Below are 23,564 nucleotides of genomic sequence, written 5' to 3'. Positions count from 1 at the left end.
AGAATAGCAGAGGAGGCAACCACGGGCTACGCGTCTATCGCGAGGACTCAGCGAATGTCCGAATTGACGGACCGCAGTGCAGCATTCCAGCCCCTCAATGGACGTCGGCTTTGGGCCGTTACTGTTGCTCGGGGAATTTCTCCCAACGGATCAGTCTGTTATGGGCTCGCTGGGCGTCATTTTCCATGGCGGCCTCGGTCAAATCTCTGATGAGCCACCTACTCCTCGACATCCAACTAAACATTTCATCAAGTTGTTTCCAAGTCAGGAGACGCGTATCTTCCCCAAGCTGCACTTTGAGATGTGCTTCTGGGTAATCGATGTGAAGTCGCACGGAGATTCCAGTCAATCCGTGACATACGAGATTCCTGATCACGAGCGCTTCCTTAAGCATTCTGACCAAGCGATCGCAAAGGTCCGTCCGAAGTGTACTGGTATTATCCGTTTGTTTGACCGCCAGCGACCACACATCGATAGACCTCGATATGCCATGAACCGATTTGGATTTTTTCTCTGTGTGCAGATTTTCAATTGATTCATTAAGGGACTGTTCGATACCCGACCAAAGAAACACGAGTGAGCCGATAGTTCCTTTCATCTGGTCGAAGGTGATGGTTTGGTCAGTATCCCGCACTTCAGTCTATTCCGAGGTTAGATGGGCATTGTTCACAGCCAAGAAATCACGTGGCCATTTCTTTGTCCACCAGATTGAAGCGCCTATGCTTAATGCCTGCTTCCGGGAAGCTGCAGCGCAGCGTCGGACGACACTGTGAGTGTCCGCAAAGGGCCGATTGTGTCGCTACAAGTCCACTGCGGCTGTTTTCCGGGTCACATTTCTGAAGCCCCATATCGCCCCAGCCGAGCGCCAGTATTATCCCCCATACCCCCACCCACACAGGCCAGAGACGGGACCGGGGGCCAAGGCCAGCGCCACGGGGTGTCTGATCAAGGGTGATGATGCACCGGGCCACCTTCAAGGTCGGGCAGGGGTGCGTTCTATTTTGTCCGTTAGGGTGTACCCCAAGGGACGCCCAGAAAGTGACCGAAAGGGTGTCCGTAAGGCTTGACATTCATCAACGGACAGGCTTATCAGGGGACACTACCTAATCGGACACCCTGAGAGGCCACTATGACTCAAACCATCCTTTACGCCCGCGTCTCGACCGCAGACCAGAACCTTGATCACCAGCTATCCCAAGCCACGGCGGCTGGCTTTATCATTGATGATGTGGTGTCGGATCACGGGGTTTCCGGTATCTCTGTCCCCTTGGCTGAGCGTCCCAACGGGCGCAGACTGTTCGACAAGCTGCGGCAAGGGGACACTCTTGTGGTGCGCTGGGTGGACCGGCTGGGGCGGAACTATCAGGATGTGACTGACACAATCCGCCACTTCATGCGGCAAGGGGTCGTGATCAAGACGGTGATCAACAACCTGACCTTCGACGGGGCCACCAGAGACCCCATGCAGGAGGCCGTGAGAGACGCCCTGATCGCCTTCATGGCAGCAACCGCACAGGCACAGGCAGAGGCCATCAAGGAGGCCCAGAAGGCAGGCATAGAGGCTGCCAAGGGCGACCGGGAACGGTATCGAGGCAAAAAGCCCACCTATGACCGGGGCGGACTAGACAAGGTGCGGGATATGCTGGCCACCGGGTCTGGCACCTCTGAGATCGCCAAGGCGGTTGGGGTGTCCCGTCAAACCGTGCTGCGGATCAAGAGCGACCCGGCGGCGGCTGAGACTGCATTGGCGCGTTGGGGGCTGTGAATGGTCAACGTAGGTTGAAACCACCTAGCAGCCTGACAGGCCACAGAAGGCCCCTCAGGGGCACTTGAGCGACTCCGGTGGAAAGCACAGGCAATCGGCCTTGAGCCCCTCTGATGGCCTCCCAGCGCCCCTGTGTGCGTCCTATCTGTTTTGGTCGGATGAGTGGTGCTGATGATAGCCATTAGGTTGTACTATCAGAGATAAGTCATCGCGATTTTTTCTGTGCCCACCAGACACACAACAGTCAGGCACCGAAGAGGCCCCCGGTTTCCGCTGGGGGAGCGATTGCTTGTGTCCCAACCCCCAATCATGGAAACCACCAACAAGACAGGAACGACCCGAATGGATACTATTGCAGAAGCGGCCAAGGCCGCTGGATTTTACGTGGCTTACACAGATGGAAGCTGCAAGGGCAACCCCGGACCCGGTGGATGCGCCTTTCGCCTTTACTCGCCAGATGGGCAAATCATCGAAAAGTCACGCCAAAGTCTGGACACCACCAATAACATCGCTGAAATGTGGGCCGTTATAGATGCCCTCACGGCGACCCCAGAGGGCGCATCCGTGCTGGTGTGCCTAGACAGCGGATACATCAAGGACAACCTTGAGAAGCACCTTGAAAGATGGATCAAGCGTGGCTGGCGAAAGACGAACGGAAAAGACGTTGCCAATCGTGAATTGTGGGAAAAGATTAACGCCCTGACGGAGACCCGAGAGGTGACGCTTCACAAGATCAAAGCCCACTCAGGTGACCCGGACAATGATGGCGTGGACGCCTTGGCGGGGGAGGCCGCTGACAAAGCCGTTCAAAGGGTCTTTCGTGCATGACGGGACGCGGCGGCACGAAACTGAGAGCGCGTGAAGGCCCTGCAAGGGCCGGTAAGGGAGGGCGTGGGCAACTGCGCCCCCTCCAGCTTTATCGCAGCCATAGAGATCATCAACAGAACAGGAGACGCCCCCATGGATACGCCCAGCGCGACACTTGACAGGCTCAGGCGGGAGAAGGCTGACAACCCCCAGCCACCCGAGAGAACGCCCGAACGCCTCCATCTGAAAGAAATCTCAACAGAACCGCTGGTGTTTCAAGTGAGGGCTGAGGGACTGGATATGGATAGGGTTGGGGAGATCGCGGGCGACCTTTCGGCCCTCTGTCTTGATGAGCCAATACATCTTTGGTGGAGCGGACTGCGCTGGATTGTGATAGACGGGCACCACCGCCTTGAGGCCATCAAATTGGCACAGGAGCGCGGCGGGGAAACCCGCAAGGTGGCCGTGAAGGCCCACCCCGCAATGCCGCTTGAAGAAGCCTTTGGCGCTGCCTCCCCCCTCAATGCCCGCGAGAAAGTCACAATTACCCGTGAAGAGCGGGGAAACGCGGCTTGGCGTCTGGTGTGCTGTGGCACCGGATCAATCAAGGATCAAGCGGCGTGGACGGGCGCTAGCAAAAGCCAAATCTCGATTATGCGGGCTGTGTTTGATCGCCTGAGGGCAAAGCCCATCCATCAGGAAACCTTGATAGATCAAGGATGGGACTGGGCGAGGATGCTGGATCAGGGCAAGGATGAACGCGAGTTTCACTCCGACATGATTGAAGCACAAGCACAGGAATGGGCAAAGAAACTTGGGAGTGCGATAGGCGGGCAGAGGATGGTAGAAAGTCCGGAGGCGCTTGCGAGGGCGTTAGAGATCATTTCACCCGCGCTGCCCTCAAGCTTGATCCAAACGGTGTACTTTTGGGACGCCCTTGATGGCGGCGGACGGGCACTCTTGGAGGAAGTCGACAAGGAACAGTCTGAGGAGCTTGATGGGAATGAGATCATAGATTTCTGATTGATGATGCCCTCACTGACCTTGCCGGAAACCTGCACAGCTACCCCCAAAGCTCTGGGCACCCAATTGGGGAGGGTGAGATTTGCCCTTTCCCCTGCCTAAGGGGCCTTCTAATAGGTTGATGGCAAACGATATTTCCATTTGTGGGATGATCCAGAGGCCCCTTCACAGTAACCTTGAAGGGAAATTCAATGTATAAACTCTCAATCCGGTATTCTCCCCACCTTGCTAGCGAAATGTCGTGGTTCATCATGCGGGATGACACCGCCAACTTTGAAGGCTGGACGATGCGAACCTTGGGCCTCCTATGGTTCATTGAACGGCGAAAGCGCCAAGCCGTATAAATACTGTAGGGGCTACGCCAATGGTGTGGCCCCAACCCCTCACGGCTGTGATCTGATAATCAGTTCTGTATACACATTTCACTACACATTTATACATAGCACCTGTAATATCCCATTGAAAACAAGGGGGTATGAACGCGGGCGTCCCCCTCTTGAGGCACCATTTTTTCCGCACAAGGCTGGTACGGAACCTCACAACATTCCCTAGAAAAATGGCGATCTCCCGACTTGGCACGAGATCTTGCTTGTCAGCAAGGAGTGTGCGGGAATAGAAAAAATCGTTCAGGGAACTATGCGTCGCGCTGCACCAATTCGGGTATTCGTGGCAAGCCGCGGCAAACTGGATCACATATGGGCATATCCCGTCCTACGGCCCAATGGATCGCGCGGATATGAACCCGTGCAATTCTCGAAATTGAATGAGCACTTACTACGCATCACGTGCTCTACCAGCTGACCTACAACCGCTCTGCGAAAAACGGGGAAGCTATTTTTCGGGCTTTTCCTCTTCGCCCTCTTCGACAATCTCGGCGTCCAGCACGGTATCGTCGTCTTCTTCGGGCGTATCGGGCTCTTGGTCGTCAAGGGCGCCCACGATCAGCGGCAACATTTCAAGCCCGGTGGGCGTTGTCATCATGGTATTGGGCGGCGCGGTCCAGCTCAGGGTGTCAAACGAGTGACAATTTTCACAGGCAGGCACCCATTCGGCGTGGATGTGATGGCATTTGTCGCAAACCCATTGCGGCCCGCGTGGCGCCGAAAGGGCGCGCGCCAGCCAGCCTTTGACAACCGCATCCGGGGCGCCTTCGCCACGCTCGATCGCCGCCATGATGGTCAGTGCGCGGGCATCGGGCTCAACCTCGGCCAGATCGCCAAGCGCGCGACGCGCACCGGGGAAATCCTCGGCGGCGATGTTAAGCTCTGCCTTGAGAAGCATGGTTTCGCGATTTTCGGGATGCACCTTGAGCAGCTTGCCAAACCGCTTCAGCCGCTGTTGCGGGGTCTCATCAGGCTCGATCGCGGCAAAGGCCGCCGCAAGGTCAGGATGCGGATGCACAACCCAGGCCTTGTTCAGCACACGGAGCGCATGGCGTTTGTTGCCCTGCTCGATATAGCCACGCGCCGCCAGAACCGCCGCCGGGATAAGGTCTGGCGAGAGCTTGTTGGCCTCGATCGCGGCCTCGCGCGCCTCTATGCTCTTGCCCTCGTCAAGCACATCGCGCGCCTCGGACAGGGCAAGAACCGCGTCCCGGCGTTTATGTACATCGCGCGGCAGGCTGCCATATTTCAGCTTGGCATTCAGGGTCTCGCGCGCGCCCTTCCAATCGGATTTCTGGGCCTGCAATTCCAGCAGCGTATCCTGCACCTCCGCGTGGCGGGGTTTAAGCGAAAAGGCGGTCTGTGCAAGCTTGAGGGCGGTCTCGGTGTCGCCCTCGGCAAGCTTTTGGCGCAGGATGCCACGCACCCCGACAAAGCGGGTTTTGTCATTTTGCAACAACCGCTTGTAGACTTCTTCGGCCTTGCGGCGATCGCCTGACATTTCGGCGGCCTGTGCGGTTATCAGGTTGGTCAGCGCAGGTTTTCTCAGGTATTTCTCGGCGCGCGCGGCTTTGCTCATGGCGACATCGCCCTCACCCGAGGCAAGCGCAAGCAGCCCCTCGGACAACGCACGATAGCCTTTTTCCTGGCGGTTGCGGTCAAAATGTCGCGACAAGGCGGTTTCATCGCCGTTGATGAATTTCAGAACCGCAACAAGTATGCCCGCCAGCTTCATGAAAAGCCAGATCGTCAGCACCAGAATCACCAGCGCCATCACCGCCTTGAGTGGTGTCAGGTTGATCTCGAACCCGGCCATCACGATGCGCACACCGCCGTCAAGCTCCAGAAGATAACTTGCCCCAAGGGTCGCGGCGGCGACAAGCGCGATGAAAACTACAATCTTGATAATCGACCAAAGCATGACGCCCGCCTTTTCTAACTTAATTCAATGTATCGGCCAGCGCCTCGGCGGCGGCAACGGCCTCTTTGCGGCGCGTGACTTGTGCGGCCCAATCACTCAGCTTGTTTTGTGCCACATCGGGCAGGAGTTCGATTTCGGCCAGGGCATCGCTTAGCCGCCCGTCACCAACAGCCGCCTCGATCCGCGACAGGACCGCGTCGGGGTTATCCCCCTCGCGCGGCAAAAGAGACCGCACGCCAAGTTGATTTTTAAAGAAACTGCCGATGCCCGCTGTGCCCTGACCGCTTTCTACCCGCGCCGCCGCCAGGGCGGAGCGCGCCGCCGCAGGAAAGCGCTCGATCAGGGCGGGCAGTGTCGGCACGCCGGTGTCGGCCACATCGGCAAGCGCGTCGGGCACTTCGGCGCCGGTATCCCGCAGATCGGCCAGTGCCGGGGCGAAATCGCTACCGGTATCAAGCGCGGTCAGAATGCGCGTCATTGCCGCCCGGCGCAGCGTCGCGATTGCGCCTTGCTGCGCGGCAGATTCCCGCGCCAGCGCTTCGGCGCTCAGCGCTTCAATCTCTGTACTTTGCGCCTCAATCGCTCTGCGCAATTCCTCAAGCTCGGCGGCCGGGGCGCCACCGCCAGACGGGGCAAGCGGGCGGCTTTCAAGGGCGCTTATCCGCTCTTCAAGCCCCGAGATCTGGCCGGTCAGCGCGGTCAGCGTTTCACCAAGCCCGTTGATTTCGTCAGCGCGATCAGGCGGCACGGTCAGCCCGTCAATTTGCGCATTGAGGGCGTTGATCCGCTGATCCTGCGCGCCAAGCCCCTGTTCAATTCGCGTCTCAAGCGCGCTATCGCCGTTTTCAAACCAGGCCTGTGGCAGCACATAGGGTGCAGCCAGAGCCCCGACACCCGCCGCGACGATCCCGCCAAGAACCATCGACCAGAACCCGCCCTCTCGCACCACGACCTGTTCGGTGGTGACCATCGGCGATGGTTGCATTGCCGGGCTTTCCTCGGCGCTGTCGTCTGTGTCGTCATGTGCGGCGGTGCCCTCATCCGAGGGGATGTCGTCTGAGGTATCTTCCGCGACGGTCGCGGTCATGTCCTCTGAAGCATCATCATCGCTTTGCTTGGCGGCGCTGTTGTCGGCGGTCTCGGGCGTGGTCTCTTCATCCAAGGCTGCATGCGCGAAGGTGGGCTGAACATCTGCTGTGGTATCGGTGCTTTGCGATGCCTCATCTGCACCGGCCCGATCCTTTGATGTTTTCTTTTTCTCAGCCACGTTACACCACCTTTTCGAATCTTGTGATCCACATCTTTGAATCTGACCTTACTGCGCGGGGTTTCCACCCTCAAGCCGCTTGACCAGATTGCACAGCACATTCAAAACACCCCTCGCGTCAGGGGTTTGCGCGATTTCAACCACTTTGGTCTTGCCAGGGGGCACCGCGTCGGCAGCATTGCTACTTATCGCCGCGACAAGGATCGGCGCCACCGCGCCCTGGGCCTCCGCAAAAAACACCTGCGCGCTGCGCGGTGACATCAGCGGCACGATCACCGGCGCCTCTCCGGCCAAAAGCGCCAGCGCCTGATCGTTCAGGCTCGCATCGACCTGTTCATAGACGACGGCCTGTCGCGCCTCATGGCCCTGATCCCGCAGGGCGGCGGCAATATCCGCCGCCACATATTCGCCGCGCAGGTGCAAAAACGGGCCCCTGGCCCCATCCGCCGCGATCCGCGCCAAAAGAGCGCCTGCATCACCGCCCGCCGAAATCGCGCGCAGCCCGGCACGGTTTGCCGCCTCGGCGGTGGCATCGCCCACAGCGTAACAGGTAAAATCGCGCCGCGCGGTCAGGCGACAGAACCCGGCCACGCCATGGAGCGAGGTAAAGATCAGCACCTCATCACCACCAATATCCGGCAACGCCCCGCCATATTCGATCCGCATCAGCGGCGCGCAGAGCGTCGCAACCTTATCCCCAAGACACGCCGTGACCTGATCGGCAAAGCGTGTCGCGGCGGGGTCGGGCCGGGTGATCAGGATCGTCACGGTCATCCACTGTCCAGAGTTGTTGCCTGCGAGATAAGGTGTTACCTGCCTCGCAACCATCACGCAACGGGCAGGATTATGACACAGCCGTTGATCCTTCTGGGCCTCGAAAGCAGCTGCGACGACACCGCCGCCGCAATTTTACGCATTCCAACCACGGGCGCGGCTGAAATCCTGTCCTCTGTTGTGTTCGGTCAAACCGCGCTGCATTCCGATTTTGGCGGCGTGGTGCCCGAAATTGCCGCCCGTGCCCATACCGAAAAGCTTGATTTGTGCGTGCGCGACGCGCTTGCGCAATCCGGTGTCGCCCTGCGCGATCTTGACGCGGTGGCGGTCACCGCCGGGCCGGGCCTTATCGGCGGGGTGATCGCGGGGGTGATGTGCGCCAAGGGGATCGCGGCGGGCGCGAACCTGCCGCTGATCGGCGTGAACCATCTGGCCGGGCACGCCCTGACACCGCGCCTTACTGATCAAATTGCCTATCCTTACCTGATGTTGCTTGTCTCGGGCGGGCATTGCCAGTTTCTGATCGTGCGTGGCCCGGATGATTTTACCCGGCTTGGCGGCACCATCGACGACGCCCCCGGCGAGGCATTTGACAAGACAGCGCGGCTTTTGGGTCTGCCGCAACCCGGCGGCCCGGCGGTTGAGCACGAAGCGCGCAAAGGCGATGCCAAACGCTTTCGCTTTCCCCGCCCGCTATTGGATCGTCCTGGTTGTGATCTGTCGTTCTCGGGGCTTAAAACCGCGCTTCTGCGCGCCCGCGATCAGGTGATTGCCGAAAAATCGGGGCTAACCCCGCAGGATCGCGCCGATCTTTGCGCCGGGTTTCAGGCGGCGGTAAGCGATGTGCTGGCCCAAAAGACCGCCCGCGCCCTTGTCGCCTATCTCGCGGAAAATCCCGCCACGCCAGTCCTGGCCGTGGCCGGGGGCGTTGCCGCCAATGCAAGTATTCGCGCCGGTCTTGAACGGACCGCCGCAGAGGTCAGCGCGCGCTTTATCGCGCCGCCGCTGGCGCTTTGCACCGATAATGCGGCGATGATCGCCTATGCGGGGGCCGAGCTATTCATGACCGGGCACCACGATGACATGACATTGGCCGCCCGGCCCCGCTGGCCGCTGGATCGCACCAGCCCGGCGATGCTTGGCAGCGGCAAAAAGGGGGCCAAGGCATGATTACCGTTTGTGGCGCAGGGGCCTTTGGCACCGCATTGGCGGTCTCGCTGGCCAAGATTGCGCCGGTAACGCTTTGGGCACGCGACGCGGGGCACGCCGCCGAAATGCGCGCCACCCGCGAGAATGCGCGACGCCTGCCCGGCATAGATCTGCCAGAGCGCATCACGCTGACCAGCGGGCCGCTGGCGGCGGGCAGGCAACCCTGTCTGCTGGCCATTCCGATGCAAAAACTGGGCGGCTTTCTGGAAGATTTTGCGGCGGCTCTTGATAATCGTCCGCTGGTGGCCTGTTGCAAGGGGGTCGATCTGGCAACAGGGCTTGGGCCGACCGCGCTTATTGCCCAGGCTTGCCCTGGATCAAATGCCGCCATTCTCACCGGGCCAAGCTTTGCCCGCGATATCGCACTTGGCCTGCCGACCGCGCTAACGCTGGCCTGTGCGGATGAGGGCACCGGCAAGGCGCTTCAATCGGCGCTGACCACCCCCAATCTGCGGCTTTATCGCACCACTGACACCACCGGCGCAGAGCTGGGCGGCGCCCTCAAGAACGTGATCGCGATTGCTTGCGGTGCGGTCATCGGCGCCGGGCTTGGTGAAAGCGCACGCGCCGCCTTGATGACGCGGGGGTTTGCCGAAATGAACCGTTTTGCGCGGGCACTTGGGGCTCACCCAGACACCCTTGCCGGGCTTTCCGGGTTTGGCGATCTCGCGCTTACCTGTACCTCGGATCAGTCGCGTAATTACCGCTTTGGTCTGAGTATCGGCGAGGGCACCGGGTTTGACCCAGCCGTCACGGTCGAAGGCGCCGCAACCGCGCACGCGGTTCTTGCCCGCGCCACAGCGATGAAGATTGATATGCCGATCACCCATGCCGTGACCGCTTTGGTCAATGGTGAATTGCGCGTCGATCAGGCTATGGATATGCTGCTCTCCAGACCATTGAAGGAAGAATGATGCTGATTGCCCTGATTGCCCGTGACAAACCCGGTGCCCTGCAAACCCGCCTTGATAACCGCGACACGCATATCGCCTATCTCAAATCCACCGGTGTGGTAAGTCAGGCCGGCCCGCTTCTGGATGATGACGGCGGCATGATCGGCTCGCTGGTCATTCTTGACGTCGAGGACATGCAAGCCGCCAGGGACTGGGCCGAAAATGACCCCTACGCCAAGGCCGGGCTGTTTTCAGGCGTTGAATTGATTCCGTGGAAGAAAGTCATCTAAAATATGCGCTATTGGCTGTTCAAATCCGAGCCCTCGACCTGGGGCTGGCAAGACCAGATCGCCAAGGGCGACGCAGGCGAGGAATGGGATGGCGTGCGCAACTATCAGGCGCGCAACTTCATGCGTGAAATGGCGCTTGGTGATCGCGGTTTTTTCTACCACAGCCAAAAGGAAAAGGCGGTTGTCGGCAGTGTCGAGGTGATCGCCACCTCTCACCCCGATAGCAAGGCCGACGATCCGCGGTGGGACTGTGTGGATATCAAGGCCATCGAGGGCGCGAAAACGCCGGTCACTCTGGACATGATCAAGGCCGATCCACGCCTTGCCGATATGGTTCTGGTGAAAAACTCGCGCCTGTCGGTTCAGCCGGTGACCGAAGAGGAATGGCGCATCATCTGCGATCTCGCAGGGCTTACACCCTAGATCACAGCCCTGAAGATAAAACGGAGGGTGTTGACCAGAATGCCAACACCCTCCGTCACCCCACGTGCTCCCAAAGCACCACACGTGTAACTGAATTAGGTATCGGCCTTACTGGCGCGAACACTCTCTTTCTACGCCACCCTCGCCCATTTTCCAAACACCGAATAGCGCAAAACTAGTTCAAATTGACAGCGCCGCAGCAGCGTACCGCGCACAAATGAAAAACGCCCGCCGCATCGGGCAGGCGCTTTAACACATGGATGTGGTCCTGCTTATCCGTAGACCGCCTCTTTGCCGAAATGTTTGGTCAGCATGTAATAGACGACCGCACGGTATTTGTTGCGCTCGGATTTGCCGTAAACCTCGATCACCTGAGCAATCGCATCATCCAGCTGCGGACCATCGGCAAGGCCCAGTTTCTTGATCAGGAAATTGTTCTTGACCGTTTCAATCTCTCCTGGCTGGCTACCAGCCACTGTCGAGGCATCGGCGTTATAGATCGCCGGCCCACAGCCGATTGTCACCTTGGTCAACAGGCCCATATCCGGCTGCATCCCGCACTTGTTGCGCAGGTCATCCGCATATTGAGCAATCAAATCGTCACGCTTTCCCATCAAATCTCTCCCAGATTTTCGGCGCTTTGGCCGCTTATCATTTCTCCATGCCCCGATACCGAAGCTTTGGGCACGATAACGACAGACTTTATCCGCACAAAGGGAAAATTTTCCGAACTCTCCCCTTAGGCGCAATGCATACGAAAAACGCCCGCCAACCAACCGGTCAACGGGCGCTCACCATAGGCATTTGCGTGATCAATAACGGTAATGCTCGGGCTTGAACGGGCCATCCGGCGAGACGCCGATATAGGCCGCCTGCTCGGCATCCATCTTGGTCAGCTTGACGCCAATCCGGTCGAGGTGAAGGCGCGCAACCTTTTCATCAAGATGCTTGGGCAGGATGTAGACGTCGTTCTTGTACTGGTCGCCTTTGGTCCAAAGCTCGATCTGTGCCAGAACCTGGTTGGTGAACGAGGCCGACATCACAAAAGACGGGTGACCCGTGGCATTGCCAAGGTTCAGCAAGCGCCCCTCGGACAACAGGATAAGACGATGACCATTCGGCATCTCGATCATGTCGACCTGTTCTTTGATGTTGGTCCATTTGTGGTTCTTGAGGGTCGCAACCTGGATCTCGTTATCAAAGTGGCCGATGTTGCCGACAATCGCCATATCCTTCATCTCGCGCATATGCTCGATGCGGATCACGTCCTTGTTGCCGGTGGTGGTGATGAAGATATCCGCCGAGGATACGACATCTTCCAGCAAGACAACTTCAAACCCGTCCATCGCGGCCTGAAGCGCGCAGATCGGATCGACCTCGGTCACCTTAACACGGGCCCCCGCACCGCGCAGCGACGCCGCCGAGCCTTTGCCAACATCGCCGTACCCCATGACCACGGCAACCTTGCCCGCCATCATCGTGTCGGTGGCGCGGCGGATGCCGTCAACCAGCGATTCCTTGCAGCCGTATTTGTTGTCAAACTTCGACTTGGTCACAGAGTCGTTCACGTTGATCGCCGGGAACGGAAGCTGGCCTTTCTTGTGCAGGTCATAGAGACGATGCACGCCGGTGGTGGTTTCCTCAGAGACACCTACGATCTGGTCTCGGGTCTTGGTGAACCAGCCGGGGCTTGCGGCCATGCGCTTGGCGATCTGGGCCTTGATGGCCTCTTCCTCTTCCGAGGTGGGCACCGGGATGATGTCCTCTCCGGCTTCGGCGCGCGCGCCGAGCAGAACGTAGAGCGTGGCATCGCCACCATCATCAAGGATCAGGTTCGGGCCGTCCTCGAACATGAACGACTTGTCAAGGTAATCCCAGTGCTCTTCGAGGCTCTGACCCTTGATTGCGAAAACCGGCGTGCCACCTTCAGCAATCGCCGCCGCCGCATGGTCCTGCGTGGAAAAGATATTGCACGAGGCCCAGCGTACATCGGCGCCAAGATCAACCAGCGTCTCGATCAGAACAGCCGTCTGGATCGTCATGTGCAGGCTGCCCACGATCCGCGCGCCCTTGAGCGGCTTGGCCTCGCCGTATTCGGCACGCAACGCCATCAGGCCCGGCATTTCGGTTTCAGCGATATTCAGTTCCTTGCGCCCATAGGCCGCGAGGTTGATGTCCTTGACGATATAATCCTGTGCCATGTGGGGGGTGGCTCCTTGCATAACTAATTTGCAGGCCAGATACCACTCACCCCCCTTGTGGGCAATGCGCGATTACCCCGCCACCCCATCAAGCCGGGTTTGGGTGGCCTCATTCCAATGCTGCCCGGTCGCCACAATACAGCTCACCCCATCGGGCCGGGTGATGAAAACCGTGAATGTCCCGGTTTCAGCCGAGGTCCAGACCTCGAGCAATTGTTGCGCATTCTGAAGCCCACCCCCGGCGAGATGTTCGCGATATCGACCTTCCAGCCGCTCAACAAGTGCGTCTCGCGGCAAGCAACTCAGACCCTGCGCAGCGGCCGGTTGCGGCGGCGCAAGGGCTGCGGCGCCAAAGATAAGAGCGGTGGAGCATAAACGTTTAAACATGGGATATCTCCTTTATCCGGGGCGCATCAGCGCCGGTTTTCACACCTCGAATCTGGGGGTTTCACGGCGCTCATGCACTAAAACTCGACACACAAGCGCGTGTGGGTTTTGTGTTTTGGGTTTGCGCTTGCGTGGCGGCGCGACTACCTGTGCCCGCATGACACGCCAGCGCAGCATTACATTCTCCAGCCCTGCCGCCCGTCTGCAATATCTGTTGCTGATGGGGCTGTTTCGGCTGGCCGTGACCCGTGGGCTTTATGGGCGCTTTGCGCGCGGTCTTGGGCGGATCTTCAGCCCGGAAAATGCCGCGTTCTTGCGCGTCAATGGCGGTGCGCCGTTTCGCATATCGCTAAATGACGGTTATTGGACACGCTTCGCGCTCTACCGCTTTCCGTATGAACCAGAGGTCGCAGCCGCCCTTGATGCAGCGCAGGGACAGGTGCCGCTGTTTTGTGATCTTGGCGCGAACAAGGGCTATTGGACCATCCAAAGTGCTGCGATGTTCGAGCATGTGATCGCGGTCGAGGCCTCGGCTAAAACCTATGCCGCGCTCGCGCGAAACGCGGGCGATCTCCCCAATGTCACCCTGCACCGCGCCGCTATTCATGCGCGGTCGGGCGAAACGCTGACATTTCTCAATACCCACCTCAGCCATGCCTCGGCGCGGCTTTTGGGGGCTACGGGGGCCGGGCAAGGCGATCAGACCGAGACCGTCACGACGCTGGCGATTGACGATCTGGTGCCTGCGGGCACCGCCGCGCTTATCAAACTTGACGTTGAGGGCGCCGAGGTTGCGGCGATAGACGGCGCAACGCAGGCAATCAAAGACGGCAGCGTTCTGATCTACGAGGATCACGGCAATGATCCCGCCTGCACCCCAAGCGCGCATTTGCTGGGTCTCGGCGATATGCGCCTCTTTGCGATTGAGGATGGAATTGTACCTATGCCCTCGGTTGACGCGATCCGCGCCTTTAAAACCGATCCCTACAAAGGCTACAACTTTCTCGCGGCGCAGGAAGGCTCGCCCCTCCTGGCCGCGATGATCGAAGGGTTTGTAACGGCTGTATAAATGCAGACACGGCCTGGGGCTTGGACCCAAAAGCTGGCTATTCAGCGTATTGAAAGCTGCCAGCCGTGACCATGCGGATCAGTTGGAAAATGCCCCGGCACCCAGTCAAGCACACATTCAACGGTGCCAATCGGTTCAGAAAAATTGTTCTGGCTCTCGCCTGTAAGAAAGCCAATGCTCCCATATTCTTCGGATAAATAAATCACTCTTATTTATTTATTGACAGGATAAGGCGAATCTGTAAGGTTTTGACGAATGGTGGATTTGCCGTTTATCGAGAATCTGATGGAAAACACGTTGGCCAGGGTAGAAAGCGGAAGTGCTGCGCAAGCGGCCGCCCGTGGTTCGAATCAAAGCGGAATGCGCGCCTATAATGAGCGCCTCGTTCTGTCTCTGATCCGGCGATCAGGCGCTCTGGCCAAAGCCAGGATTGCACAATTGACGGGGCTGTCGGCGCAAACCGTATCGGTAATAATGCGGTCGCTTGAGGCAGATGGTTTGCTCAAGAAAGGCGGGCCGGTAAGAGGCAGGGTCGGGCAGCCGTCTGTGCCGATGGGGCTGAACAAGGATGGCGCATTCTTCCTTGGCCTCAAAGTGGGTCGGCGCAGTTTGGATCTGGTTCTGACAGATTTCCTGGGACATGTGGAACACCGCTTGCGCCTTGCTCACCGCTACCCGACCCCGGATGGTGCAATAGAATTTGCAAATGACGCAATCGAACAACTTCTTGACAGGTTGCCAGTCGAGCATCGGGCGCGCGTGGCGGGGCTGGGCATCGCCTTGCCGTTTCAGCTTTGGGACTGGGCCAAACCGTTGGGCATTGATCCCGCCGAGATGGCAGGCTGGCGCGATCGCGATATTGCGGCCGAGATCGGGGAACGATGGGATTTCCCTGTGTTTATCTGCAATGATGCCTCTGCGGCCTGCGGCGCGGAACTGGTTTTTGGGGATCAGACCAAGCCGCGGAACTTTCTATACTTTTTTGTCGGGTTCTTTATTGGCGGCGGGCTGGTCCTGGACAATGCGCTATATACCGGACAGAGCGGAAACGCTGCGGCGCTTGGCTCGCTGCCGATTGCCGCTGCGGGTGGCAAGGCGCGCCAGTTGGTGGAAGTTGCCTCGCTTGTGGCGCTGGACACCGAGTTTGTGGCCCAGGGTGGCGATGGTGACATGATTTGGGGCTCGCCTGACAGCTGGCACCTTCCCGAAGATATACTGGGCCCATGGATGGATGAGGCGGCCAACGGGATCGCCCAGGCGATCCTGTCTTCCACCTGTTTGATTGATTTCAACTGTGTCCTCGTCGACGGCTGGATGCCAGCAGAGGTGCGGGCCGAACTGGTCAAACGCACAAGCCGTCGCCTTGGCAGGTTGTCCTTGGCAGGCATCACAGCCCCGGAGATACGCGAAGGCACGATCGGCAGCGATGCCCGGTCTCTGGGTGCTGCAAGTCTGCCGTTGTCCGAAAGGTTCCTCGTTGACCGAAATGCATACCTGAAAGGCTGAGAGATGATACTCTGCTGCGGCGAAGCACTGATCGACATGATCCCGGCCCCGACCAAAACTGGGCTTGACGGCTTCGTGCCCCATTGCGGCGGTGCGGTGTTCAATACCGCGATCGCTCTGGGCAGGCTTGGGGTGCAGACTGGCATGCTGACCGGAGTGTCGAACGACATGTTCGGGCAACAACTTACAGATGCGCTGAAGGCCAGCCATGTCGGAATTTCCCACGTGATAACCACAGACCGCCCCACCACCCTGGCCTTCGTTCGTCTTCTGAACGGTCATGCGACCTATGATTTTTATGACGAGAATTCAGCCGGGCGTATGTTGAAACCTGACGACATGCCGGTTTTGCCTGCCGAGGTTTCCGCACTCTATTTCGGCGGGATCAGCCTGGCGTGTGAGCCCGGCGCGGACGCCTATGCCTCTTTGCTTGAGCGCGAGAGTGACGGGCGGGCGGTCATGCTTGATCCCAACATCCGTCCCAGCTTCATTCGCGACATTGATCGTTACCGCTCCAGACTGGAGCGGATGTTGACGTTGACCGATATCGTAAAGGTGTCTGACGAAGACCTGAACTGGATCTTGCCGGTTCCTTTGTCGTTGCTTGAAAAGGTCGAGGCGATACTGAACAAAGGGCCGTCCCTGGTTATCCTGACGCGTGGCGGTGAAGGTGCGACAGGGTTTTTGTCAAATGGCACCGAGGTTCAGGTGCCCGCGGTCCAGGCTCAAATCTGTGACACGGTAGGGGCTGGAGATACGTTCAATGCCGGCGTTCTAGCCAAACTGTCAGAGCTTGGCCAGTTGCGTAAATCCGGCCTGAATCATCTCTCTGAGGACATAGTGAGAGAGGTTCTGTCGCATGGTGCCCGGGTTGCGGCGATCACGGTCTCTCGTGTCGGCGCCAATCCTCCCTGGGCAGGAGAGTTATGAGATGTTCCGGAGAGCAAGGCATGGTTCTTTTTTTGGCGCAAATATGTTAGCGCTAACAATACTAGCATAAATTTGGTTCTTGCCGACCAAACCAAACGGAGGAAAGAAGATGACCGTTAATATTGCAATCAACGGCTTTGGGCGAATTGGGCGGGGTGTTCTGCGGGCCTTGATCGAAAGTGGCGCGGATGACATCAAGGTTGTGGCGATCAATGATCTGGCCGCGCCGGAAACCATCGCACATCTGCTTCGATATGACAGTGTTCATGGCCGCCTCAAGGCGCGCGTGCGGCTGATCGGAGACCGGATTGAGGTTGGCAACCACAGCATCCGCCTCACGGCCATTCGCACCCCCGAAGACTTGCCCTGGCAGGATGTTGATATCGCCTATGAATGCACAGGTCTTTTCACTACACGCGCCGATGCGGCGCGGCATTTGGCCAACGGCTCACGGCGGGTTCTGATATCGGCGCCGGGTCAGGATGTGGACCGCACGGTTGTCTACGGGGTCAATCATCTGACGCTGACCGACCACGATGTGATTGTCTCAAACGCGTCTTGCACCACAAATTGCCTTGCCCCGATGGCGATGGTGCTGGACCGGGAGTTTGGCATCAAAACCGGCTACATGACCACGGTTCATTCTTTCACCGGTGATCAGCCCAGCCATGACACCAGCCATCGCGATCTTTACCGTGCCAGGGCTGCATCCCTGTCGATGGTGCCCACCTCGACCGGCGCCGCGCGCGCGATTTCTCTGGTGCTGCCACAGCTCAAGGGCCGACTCGAAGGCTCTGCCATCCGCGTACCGACGCCCAATGTGTCGCTGGTCGATCTTAGCTTTGTGCCGGAAAAACCGGCGACCCGCGACGCGATCAACGCCGCACTCGAAACCGCATCAACGGGTGAGCTTGCAGGTATTCTCGCCTATGAGGAAGATCCGCTGGTGTCGGTCGATTTCAATCATGATCCGCATTCGTCATGCTTTGCCGCAGCCCAGACCAGCGTGACTGCGGGTGGCCTGGTGCGCGTCGTCAGCTGGTATGACAACGAATGGGGGTTTTCGAACCGGATGATTGAAACCGGGCGGCGCATCGGCGAATTGCTTGCCCTTCCCTACCCTCAGAAACGTGTGGGCTAAGCGATGGTATCCCGCGTCATTCCGGTTGACCCGTTTGATCTGGTGATCTTTGGTATTACCGGTGACCTTGCACGTCGCAAAATTCTGCCGGGTCTGTTTCACCGCGCCCTTGTCGGCCAATTGCCCGAGGGCGCACGTGTGATCGGCTCGGCGCGCTCGGATATGGAGCAGTCAGAGTTTCAGGACATGGTGCGCAACAGCCTGTTGGAATTTGCCCCCGGGACGGCGGCCGATACAGACGCGCTGAACGCCTTTCTCGACAAGCTCAGCTATGTGCGTGTCGATGCCACGGGCGGCGGGGGCTGGTCCGAACTGGCCAAACTGCTGCGGCCTGATGTGATCCGGGCGTTCTATCTGTCGGTGTCGCCCTCGCTCTTTGGCCCGATTGCCGCCAGCCTGAATACGCATGGCATTGCGACGCCACAAAGCCGCATCGTGGTGGAAAAACCTTTTGGTCATGATCTGGAAACGGCGCGATCGCTGAATGCGGAGTTGCGCCGCAACTTTGACGAACATCAGATTTACCGGATTGATCACTATCTCGGAAAAGAAACCGTTCAGAACCTGATGGCGTTGCGCTTTGCCAATTCTCTTTGGGAACCCCTGTGGAACGCCACCCATATTGATCACGTACAGATCACCGTGGCCGAAAGCATCGGGGTCGGCGGGCGCGGCGACTATTATGACCGCTCGGGCGCAATGCGCGACATGGTGCAGAACCACTTGATGCAGCTTTTGTGCCTGACCGCGATGGAGCCCCCCTCGAAGCTCTCGCCAAACGCAGTGCGTGACGAAAAGGTCAAAGTGATCGAGGCACTAGAGCCGGTGGCCCAGGATGACATCGTGCGCGGCCAATACAGGCAAGCGGCAGGCAACGACAGCTATGTCGATCACGTCGGCAATCCCGACAGCCGAACCGAAAGCTTTGTTGCGATGAAGGTCAATATCGGCAACTGGCGGTGGGCGGGCACGCCGTTTTATCTGCGCACCGGCAAAAAGCTCCGGGCGCGCTGTTCCGAAATTGTCGTGATGTTTCGCGACCCGCCCCACATGATCTTTCCAAAACTGGAAGGGCGGCGTGGTAATGCGCTGATCATCCGACTACAACCGGATGAGGGCATTACCCTGCGCACAACGATCAAGGAACCCGGCCCCGGCGGTCTGCGACTGGCCGAGGTCACGCTGGACATGACGTTTGCCGATGCCCTGAGCGATGGGGCCGAGGCGCAGGATGCCTATGAGCGGCTGATCATGGACGTGATCCGCGGTGATCAGACGCTGTTCATGCGCGGCGACGAGGTAGAAGCCGCATGGGAATGGGCGGACCCGCTGATCGCCGGTTGGGCCGAGGCACATCAGCGCCCTCACCCCTATGACGCCGGAGGCTCGGGCCCCGAGGATGCGCTGATGCTGCTGCACCGAGACGGGCGCCGCTGGCGCGAGATGGACCGAGCGGATCGAAAAGATATCCCCTGAAAGGAGGAAGATGACATGGCTTTGAATTCAACACTGAACAGGGTGACGCAGAACATCATCGCCCGCAGCGCACCAACCCGCAGGGCCTATCTGGACCGCATGACCGCGGCCCGCTCAAAAGGGCCCGCCCGGGCGCATCTGTCGTGTAGCGGACAGGCCCATGCCTATGCGGCCTCGGGCGAAGACAAGGACCAGTTGAGCCAGGCGACGGCGGGCAACCTCGGGATTGTCACCACCTATAACGACATGCTGTCGGCGCATCAGCCGTTTGAACGTTACCCCGACCTGATCCGCGAGGCGGTGCGCGCGGTGGGGGGCACCGCCCAGGTGGCGGGCGGGGTTCCGGCGATGTGCGATGGCGTGACCCAGGGCGAGGCGGGCATGGAGCTTAGCCTGTTTTCCCGCGATGTCATCGCCTTGGCGGCTTCTGTCGCGCTCAGCCATAACACCTTTGATGCCGCCGTGTTCCTCGGGGTCTGCGACAAGATTGTGCCAGGGCTGGTGATTGCCGCGCAGGCCTTTGGTCATCTGCCTGCGGTCTTCCTGCCCGCCGGGCCAATGACAAGCGGCCTGGCCAATGATGAAAAAGCTATCGTGCGTCAGAAATTCGCCACCGGCGAGGTCGGTCGCGATGCCCTTATGGCGGCCGAGATGGCGGCCTATCATGGCCCCGGCACCTGTACGTTTTACGGCACCGCCAACACCAATCAGATGTTGATGGAATTCATGGGGCTGCACCTGCCCGGCACCAGTTTTGTGACCCCGAATACGCCTTTGCGCGACGCGCTGACCCGGCATGGCGCGCAAACCGCATTGGCCCTCAGCGATATTGGCAATGCCTATACGCCGGTTTGCGATATCCTGAACGAGAAGGCCTTTGTAAACGGCATCGTTGGTCTGAACGCCACCGGCGGCTCGACCAACCTTCTTATCCATCTTTTGGCAATGGCCCGCGCGGGCGGGATCATTCTCGATTGGCAGGATTTTTCGGACCTGTCGGAAATAACGCCGCTTCTGGCGAAGGTCTATCCCAATGGTCTGGCGGATGTGAACCATTTCCACGCGGCGGGCGGGCTTGGCTATATGATTGGCGAACTTCTGGACAGCGGCTTGCTGCATCCCGACACCAAAACCGTGGCCGGGGGCGGCCTTGAAACCTACACCCGCGAACCCCGGTTGATCAACGAAGACCTGACCTGGCAGGATGGGGCAGGGCAAAGCCTGAACGACAAGATCCTGCGCCCGGCCTCTGACCCATTTCAACCCACCGGCGGCCTGTCCCTTCTTACCGGTTCCCTGGGAACGGCAGTAATGAAAGTCTCTGCCGTTGCGCCCGAACATCGTGTGGTCGAGGCACCCGTCCGGGTCTTTGCCGACCAAGACGACGTGAAAGCGGCCTTCAAGGCCGGCGAGCTGACCGGCGATCTTGTGGTTGTGGTGCGGTTTCAGGGGCCCAAGGCCAATGGCATGCCCGAATTGCACAGTCTAACCCCCTTGCTTTCGATCCTGCAAGGTCGCGGCCAGAAGGTGGCCCTGGTCACCGATGGTCGCATGTCGGGCGCATCCGGCAAGGTGCCTGCCGCCATTCATGTCTGCCCCGAAGCGGTCAACGGCGGCGCGATTGCCCGCCTGCGCGATGGTGATATTCTACGCGTCGATGCCGAGCAGGGCGTGTTGGATATTCTGACCCCGGGGGTATCGGACCGCCCCCCCGAAACGGCGGATCTGAGCGCAAACCAATTCGGCGCCGGGCGTGAACTTTTTGCCGCATTCCGGCAAAATGTCGGCGCGGCCGATACCGGCGCAACCATTTTCGGAGGATAATCCATGGTGCTTTCTGCCCAAGATGCCTGTCACCTGACCAAGGAAATCTGCGGTTTGGCGCCGATCGTGCCGGTGCTGGTGATACAGGATGCCAGCCAGGCCCGCCCGCTCGCCGAAGCCCTGGTCGCCGGGGGGTTGCCCGCCCTTGAGGTGACCCTGCGCACCCCCGCAGCGCTTGATGCCATCCGGGCGATGTCGCAGGTGGCCGGTGGCCATGTCGGGGCCGGCACATTGATCACGCCCGACGATGTGCGCGCCGCCAAGGATGCGGGCGCGAGCTTTGGCGTCTCTCCCGGCGCGACAGATGAATTGCTGGCGGCCTGCGAGGCAGAAGACCTGCCGCTTCTTCCCGGCGCCGCAACAGCGACCGAGGCGATGCGATTGCTGGCCCGAGGCTATGACATGCTCAAATTCTTTCCCGCCGAAGCATCCGGCGGTGCCCCGGCGCTGAAAGCCATCGGCGCCCCGCTCCCGCAAATATCCTTTTGCCCAACCGGCGGCATCAGCCCCGACAACGCCAAAACCTACCTGAGCCTGCCCAACGTCATCTGCGCAGGCGGAAGCTGGATCGCCCCACAAAACCTGATTGCGAGCCAAGATTGGGCCGGCATCGAATCCCTCGCACGAGACGCGGCGAAACTGGAGGGCAAATCATGACGACTGTCTGGCGCAAGCTTGAAGAAAACCTGGCCGCTGCGGGTGATCGCAAGATTATTTCGCTGTTTGATGCTCCCGACAGGTTTGAGGACTTCTCGGCCGAAGCCGATGGTCTGTTGCTGGATTATTCCAAAACCAATCTAGATGCGGCGGCATTGACGCTTTTGCTCGAACTCGCGGAAACGGCGGGTATCGCCGAAAAACGCGAGGCCATGTTTCGCGGCGACAAGATTAACACGACCGAAGACAGGGCCGTGTTGCACACTGCCCTGCGAGCCACAGAGAGCCAGCCGCTGGAGGTTGATGGCAAGGATGTGCGCCCCGAAATTGCCGAAACGCTTGGCAAAATGGAGCGCTTTGCAAACGGCGTCCGTTGCGGCGAGATCGTTGCCGCAGGCGGCGCGCGGTTCACAGATGTGGTTAATATCGGGATCGGCGGGTCCGACCTGGGGCCGGCCATGGCAACGCTTGCATTGGCGCCTTACCACGACGGGCCACGGTGCCATTTTGTCTCGAACGTGGACGGCGCCCATGTAAGGGACACTTTGCGCGATCTCGACCCGCACACCACGCTGATCATCGTCGCCTCGAAAACCTTTACCACGATTGAGACCATGACCAACGCCAGAACAGCCCTGGATTGGCTAGAGGCGGGCGTCGGGCCCAAAGTGCGAGAGCACTTGGCGGCGGTCTCGACAGCGCGGGAACTGACCGCAGAGATGGGCATCGTCCCTGATCGGGTTTTTGGCTTTGCCGACTGGGTTGGTGGACGGTACTCCCTCTGGGGGCCGGTCGGATTGCCGATCCTGCTGGCCGTCGGGCCCGACAATTTCCGCGCTTTTCTGGCCGGCGGAAACGCTATGGACGGGCATTTTCAAACCGCGCCCCTTGACCGCAACCTGCCAATTCTGATGGGATTGGTGGGCGTGTGGCATCGCAACATCTGCGGTTACCCGACACGGGCCGTGCTGCCTTATGACCAGAGGCTATTGCGTCTTCCCGCATATCTCCAACAGCTCGACATGGAAAGCAACGGCAAGAGTGTTTCAGCCGATGGCAAACCCCTCGCCCGCAAGTCCGGCACCGTCGTCTGGGGCGAACCCGGCACCAATGGGCAGCACGCCTTTTTTCAGCTTCTGCACCAGGGAACAGACGTTATTCCGACAGAATTCCTGATCGCAGGAGAGAGCCACGAGCCCGACCTGAAAGTGCATCATGATCTGCTAAAGGCCAACTGTCTCGCCCAGTCCGAAGCGCTGATGCTGGGGCGCTCTATTGAACAGGCGATGGAAATCGCTGGAAACCTTGGCTTTGAGGGTGAACAGCAACGCATTCAGGCCGAGCATCGCACTTTCCCGGGTAACCGCCCGTCCATGACCCTTGCCTATCCCAAGTTGACGCCCTTCACGTTCGGTCAGATCATCGCGCTTTACGAGCATCGCGTTTTCGTCGAAGGCGTCATCTGGGGCATCAATTCCTTCGACCAATGGGGTGTCGAGCTTGGAAAAGAGCTTTCCAACACGCTCTTGCCAATGGTCCAGGGGGCAAATCCGACGGGCAAGGACGGCTCGACTGCGGGTTTGCTCAGGAAACTGTCATCCTGAGGTGTCTTGCCGCG

The 23,564-nt window shown here is 59.4% G+C and carries 22 protein-coding genes; 15 read left to right on the top strand and 7 right to left on the bottom strand.

Features of this window, described 5'->3' with window-relative positions; all coding sequences use genetic code 11:
• Positions 1-118: 118 nt before the first annotated feature.
• Entirely contained in the window at positions 119-634 is a 516-nt protein-coding gene (locus BMZ91_RS02735; protein WP_092834034.1) for a hypothetical protein, read from the bottom strand.
• Between the two features lie 495 nt (positions 635-1,129).
• Between BMZ91_RS02735 and BMZ91_RS02730 the strand changes: the two genes are divergently transcribed.
• The 3 genes from BMZ91_RS02730 to BMZ91_RS02720 all read left to right on the top strand — a co-directional run bounded on the left by BMZ91_RS02730 (position 1,130) and on the right by BMZ91_RS02720 (position 3,595).
• Positions 1,130-1,765, top strand: a complete 636-nt coding sequence (locus BMZ91_RS02730) for a recombinase family protein (protein WP_092834032.1) — start codon at positions 1,130-1,132, stop codon at positions 1,763-1,765.
• Between the two features lie 342 nt (positions 1,766-2,107).
• Entirely contained in the window at positions 2,108-2,593 is a 486-nt protein-coding gene (locus BMZ91_RS02725) for a ribonuclease H family protein (protein WP_177193767.1), read from the top strand.
• Between the two features lie 132 nt (positions 2,594-2,725).
• A complete protein-coding gene (locus BMZ91_RS02720; protein WP_143076283.1) occupies positions 2,726-3,595 on the top strand; it encodes a hypothetical protein in 870 nt (289 codons plus the stop codon).
• Between the two features lie 831 nt (positions 3,596-4,426).
• Here the strand turns inward: BMZ91_RS02720 and BMZ91_RS02715 are convergent.
• Genes BMZ91_RS02715 through BMZ91_RS02705 form a run of 3 tightly spaced genes read right to left on the bottom strand, consistent with a single transcriptional unit; the run spans position 4,427 to position 7,940 of the window.
• Positions 4,427-5,899, bottom strand: a complete 1,473-nt coding sequence (locus tag BMZ91_RS02715) for a heme biosynthesis protein HemY (protein WP_092834027.1) — start codon at positions 5,897-5,899, stop codon at positions 4,427-4,429.
• 19 nt (positions 5,900-5,918) lie between these two features.
• On the bottom strand, positions 5,919-7,166 hold the full coding sequence (locus tag BMZ91_RS02710; RefSeq protein ID WP_092834025.1) for a COG4223 family protein: 1,248 nt from the start codon (positions 7,164-7,166) through the stop codon (positions 5,919-5,921).
• Between the two features lie 48 nt (positions 7,167-7,214).
• Entirely contained in the window at positions 7,215-7,940 is a 726-nt protein-coding gene (locus BMZ91_RS02705) for a uroporphyrinogen-III synthase (RefSeq protein ID WP_092834023.1), read from the bottom strand.
• Positions 7,941-8,012: 72 nt separating this feature from the next.
• Here BMZ91_RS02705 and tsaD point away from each other — a divergent pair, with 72 nt between their 5' ends.
• Genes tsaD through BMZ91_RS02685 form a run of 4 tightly spaced genes read left to right on the top strand, consistent with a single transcriptional unit; the run spans position 8,013 to position 10,755 of the window.
• Positions 8,013-9,110 carry a tRNA (adenosine(37)-N6)-threonylcarbamoyltransferase complex transferase subunit TsaD gene (gene tsaD, locus BMZ91_RS02700; RefSeq protein WP_092834021.1) on the top strand — a complete coding sequence of 366 codons (1,098 nt, stop codon included), beginning with the start codon at positions 8,013-8,015 and terminating at the stop codon, positions 9,108-9,110.
• Positions 9,107-10,063: an NAD(P)H-dependent glycerol-3-phosphate dehydrogenase gene (locus BMZ91_RS02695; RefSeq protein WP_092834019.1), complete on the top strand. Its 957-nt coding sequence runs from the start codon at positions 9,107-9,109 to the stop codon at positions 10,061-10,063. Before tsaD ends, BMZ91_RS02695 begins: the two co-directional genes overlap by 4 nt.
• Positions 10,063-10,332 (top strand): YciI family protein, encoded by a 270-nt coding sequence (locus BMZ91_RS02690; RefSeq protein WP_092834147.1) that lies wholly within the window; start codon positions 10,063-10,065, stop codon positions 10,330-10,332. The genes BMZ91_RS02695 and BMZ91_RS02690 overlap by 1 nt, the downstream gene beginning before the upstream one ends.
• A gap of 3 nt (positions 10,333-10,335) precedes the next feature.
• On the top strand, positions 10,336-10,755 hold the full coding sequence (locus tag BMZ91_RS02685) for an EVE domain-containing protein (RefSeq protein ID WP_092834017.1): 420 nt from the start codon (positions 10,336-10,338) through the stop codon (positions 10,753-10,755).
• Between the two features lie 272 nt (positions 10,756-11,027).
• Here BMZ91_RS02685 and BMZ91_RS02680 read toward each other — a convergent pair whose 3' ends face one another.
• From BMZ91_RS02680 to BMZ91_RS02670, 3 genes are all read right to left on the bottom strand, one after another.
• A complete protein-coding gene (locus BMZ91_RS02680) occupies positions 11,028-11,369 on the bottom strand; it encodes a DUF2853 family protein (RefSeq protein WP_092834015.1) in 342 nt (113 codons plus the stop codon).
• A gap of 198 nt (positions 11,370-11,567) precedes the next feature.
• Positions 11,568-12,956 (bottom strand): adenosylhomocysteinase, encoded by a 1,389-nt coding sequence (gene ahcY / locus BMZ91_RS02675; RefSeq protein WP_092834013.1) that lies wholly within the window; start codon positions 12,954-12,956, stop codon positions 11,568-11,570.
• A 72-nt stretch (positions 12,957-13,028) separates the two neighbouring features.
• Positions 13,029-13,343, bottom strand: a complete 315-nt coding sequence (locus BMZ91_RS02670) for a hypothetical protein (RefSeq protein WP_092834011.1) — start codon at positions 13,341-13,343, stop codon at positions 13,029-13,031.
• Positions 13,344-13,500: 157 nt separating this feature from the next.
• Between BMZ91_RS02670 and BMZ91_RS02665 the strand changes: the two genes are divergently transcribed.
• From BMZ91_RS02665 to pgi, 8 genes are all read left to right on the top strand, one after another.
• Positions 13,501-14,412, top strand: a complete 912-nt coding sequence (locus BMZ91_RS02665; protein ID WP_092834009.1) for an FkbM family methyltransferase — start codon at positions 13,501-13,503, stop codon at positions 14,410-14,412.
• Between the two features lie 255 nt (positions 14,413-14,667).
• On the top strand, positions 14,668-15,918 hold the full coding sequence (locus BMZ91_RS02660; protein WP_425441532.1) for an ROK family transcriptional regulator: 1,251 nt from the start codon (positions 14,668-14,670) through the stop codon (positions 15,916-15,918).
• A 3-nt stretch (positions 15,919-15,921) separates the two neighbouring features.
• On the top strand, positions 15,922-16,848 hold the full coding sequence (locus BMZ91_RS02655; RefSeq protein WP_092834007.1) for a carbohydrate kinase family protein: 927 nt from the start codon (positions 15,922-15,924) through the stop codon (positions 16,846-16,848).
• A 109-nt stretch (positions 16,849-16,957) separates the two neighbouring features.
• A complete protein-coding gene (gene gap / locus BMZ91_RS02650; RefSeq protein ID WP_092834005.1) occupies positions 16,958-17,989 on the top strand; it encodes a type I glyceraldehyde-3-phosphate dehydrogenase in 1,032 nt (343 codons plus the stop codon).
• 3 nt (positions 17,990-17,992) lie between these two features.
• Positions 17,993-19,465: a glucose-6-phosphate dehydrogenase gene (gene zwf, locus BMZ91_RS02645; RefSeq protein ID WP_092834003.1), complete on the top strand. Its 1,473-nt coding sequence runs from the start codon at positions 17,993-17,995 to the stop codon at positions 19,463-19,465.
• 15 nt (positions 19,466-19,480) lie between these two features.
• A complete protein-coding gene (edd, locus tag BMZ91_RS02640; RefSeq protein WP_092834001.1) occupies positions 19,481-21,289 on the top strand; it encodes a phosphogluconate dehydratase in 1,809 nt (602 codons plus the stop codon).
• 3 nt (positions 21,290-21,292) lie between these two features.
• Entirely contained in the window at positions 21,293-21,946 is a 654-nt protein-coding gene (gene eda / locus BMZ91_RS02635; RefSeq protein WP_092833999.1) for a bifunctional 4-hydroxy-2-oxoglutarate aldolase/2-dehydro-3-deoxy-phosphogluconate aldolase, read from the top strand.
• Complete coding sequence (gene pgi, locus BMZ91_RS02630; protein ID WP_092833997.1) at positions 21,943-23,550, top strand: glucose-6-phosphate isomerase; 1,608 nt, start codon at positions 21,943-21,945, stop codon at positions 23,548-23,550. Before eda ends, pgi begins: the two co-directional genes overlap by 4 nt.
• Positions 23,551-23,564: the final 14 nt, after the last annotated feature.

The organism is Roseovarius lutimaris (assembly GCF_900115165.1).
Lineage (GTDB): Bacteria > Pseudomonadota > Alphaproteobacteria > Rhodobacterales > Rhodobacteraceae > Roseovarius > Roseovarius lutimaris.
This window is presented reverse-complemented; position numbering and strand designations above follow the sequence as displayed.

Excerpts from the sequence above, each read along its gene's own strand:
- BMZ91_RS02730 (WP_092834032.1), top strand. The coding sequence starts at position 1,130 with ATGACTCAAACCATCCTTTACGCCCGCGTCTCGACCGCAGACCAGAAC.
- BMZ91_RS02725 (WP_177193767.1), top strand. The coding sequence starts at position 2,108 with ATGGATACTATTGCAGAAGCGGCCAAGGCCGCTGGATTTTACGTGGCT.
- BMZ91_RS02720 (WP_143076283.1), top strand. The coding sequence starts at position 2,726 with ATGGATACGCCCAGCGCGACACTTGACAGGCTCAGGCGGGAGAAGGCT.
- BMZ91_RS02715 (WP_092834027.1), bottom strand. The coding sequence starts at position 5,899 with ATGCTTTGGTCGATTATCAAGATTGTAGTTTTCATCGCGCTTGTCGCC.
- BMZ91_RS02705 (WP_092834023.1), bottom strand. The coding sequence starts at position 7,940 with ATGACCGTGACGATCCTGATCACCCGGCCCGACCCCGCCGCGACACGC.
- tsaD (WP_092834021.1), top strand. The coding sequence starts at position 8,013 with ATGACACAGCCGTTGATCCTTCTGGGCCTCGAAAGCAGCTGCGACGAC.
- BMZ91_RS02695 (WP_092834019.1), top strand. The coding sequence starts at position 9,107 with ATGATTACCGTTTGTGGCGCAGGGGCCTTTGGCACCGCATTGGCGGTC.
- BMZ91_RS02690 (WP_092834147.1), top strand. The coding sequence starts at position 10,063 with ATGCTGATTGCCCTGATTGCCCGTGACAAACCCGGTGCCCTGCAAACC.
- BMZ91_RS02685 (WP_092834017.1), top strand. The coding sequence starts at position 10,336 with ATGCGCTATTGGCTGTTCAAATCCGAGCCCTCGACCTGGGGCTGGCAA.
- BMZ91_RS02680 (WP_092834015.1), bottom strand. The coding sequence starts at position 11,369 with ATGGGAAAGCGTGACGATTTGATTGCTCAATATGCGGATGACCTGCGC.
- ahcY (WP_092834013.1), bottom strand. The coding sequence starts at position 12,956 with ATGGCACAGGATTATATCGTCAAGGACATCAACCTCGCGGCCTATGGG.
- BMZ91_RS02670 (WP_092834011.1), bottom strand. The coding sequence starts at position 13,343 with ATGTTTAAACGTTTATGCTCCACCGCTCTTATCTTTGGCGCCGCAGCC.
- BMZ91_RS02665 (WP_092834009.1), top strand. The coding sequence starts at position 13,501 with ATGACACGCCAGCGCAGCATTACATTCTCCAGCCCTGCCGCCCGTCTG.
- BMZ91_RS02660 (WP_425441532.1), top strand. The coding sequence starts at position 14,668 with ATGGTGGATTTGCCGTTTATCGAGAATCTGATGGAAAACACGTTGGCC.
- BMZ91_RS02655 (WP_092834007.1), top strand. The coding sequence starts at position 15,922 with ATGATACTCTGCTGCGGCGAAGCACTGATCGACATGATCCCGGCCCCG.
- gap (WP_092834005.1), top strand. The coding sequence starts at position 16,958 with ATGACCGTTAATATTGCAATCAACGGCTTTGGGCGAATTGGGCGGGGT.
- zwf (WP_092834003.1), top strand. The coding sequence starts at position 17,993 with ATGGTATCCCGCGTCATTCCGGTTGACCCGTTTGATCTGGTGATCTTT.
- edd (WP_092834001.1), top strand. The coding sequence starts at position 19,481 with ATGGCTTTGAATTCAACACTGAACAGGGTGACGCAGAACATCATCGCC.
- eda (WP_092833999.1), top strand. The coding sequence starts at position 21,293 with ATGGTGCTTTCTGCCCAAGATGCCTGTCACCTGACCAAGGAAATCTGC.
- pgi (WP_092833997.1), top strand. The coding sequence starts at position 21,943 with ATGACGACTGTCTGGCGCAAGCTTGAAGAAAACCTGGCCGCTGCGGGT.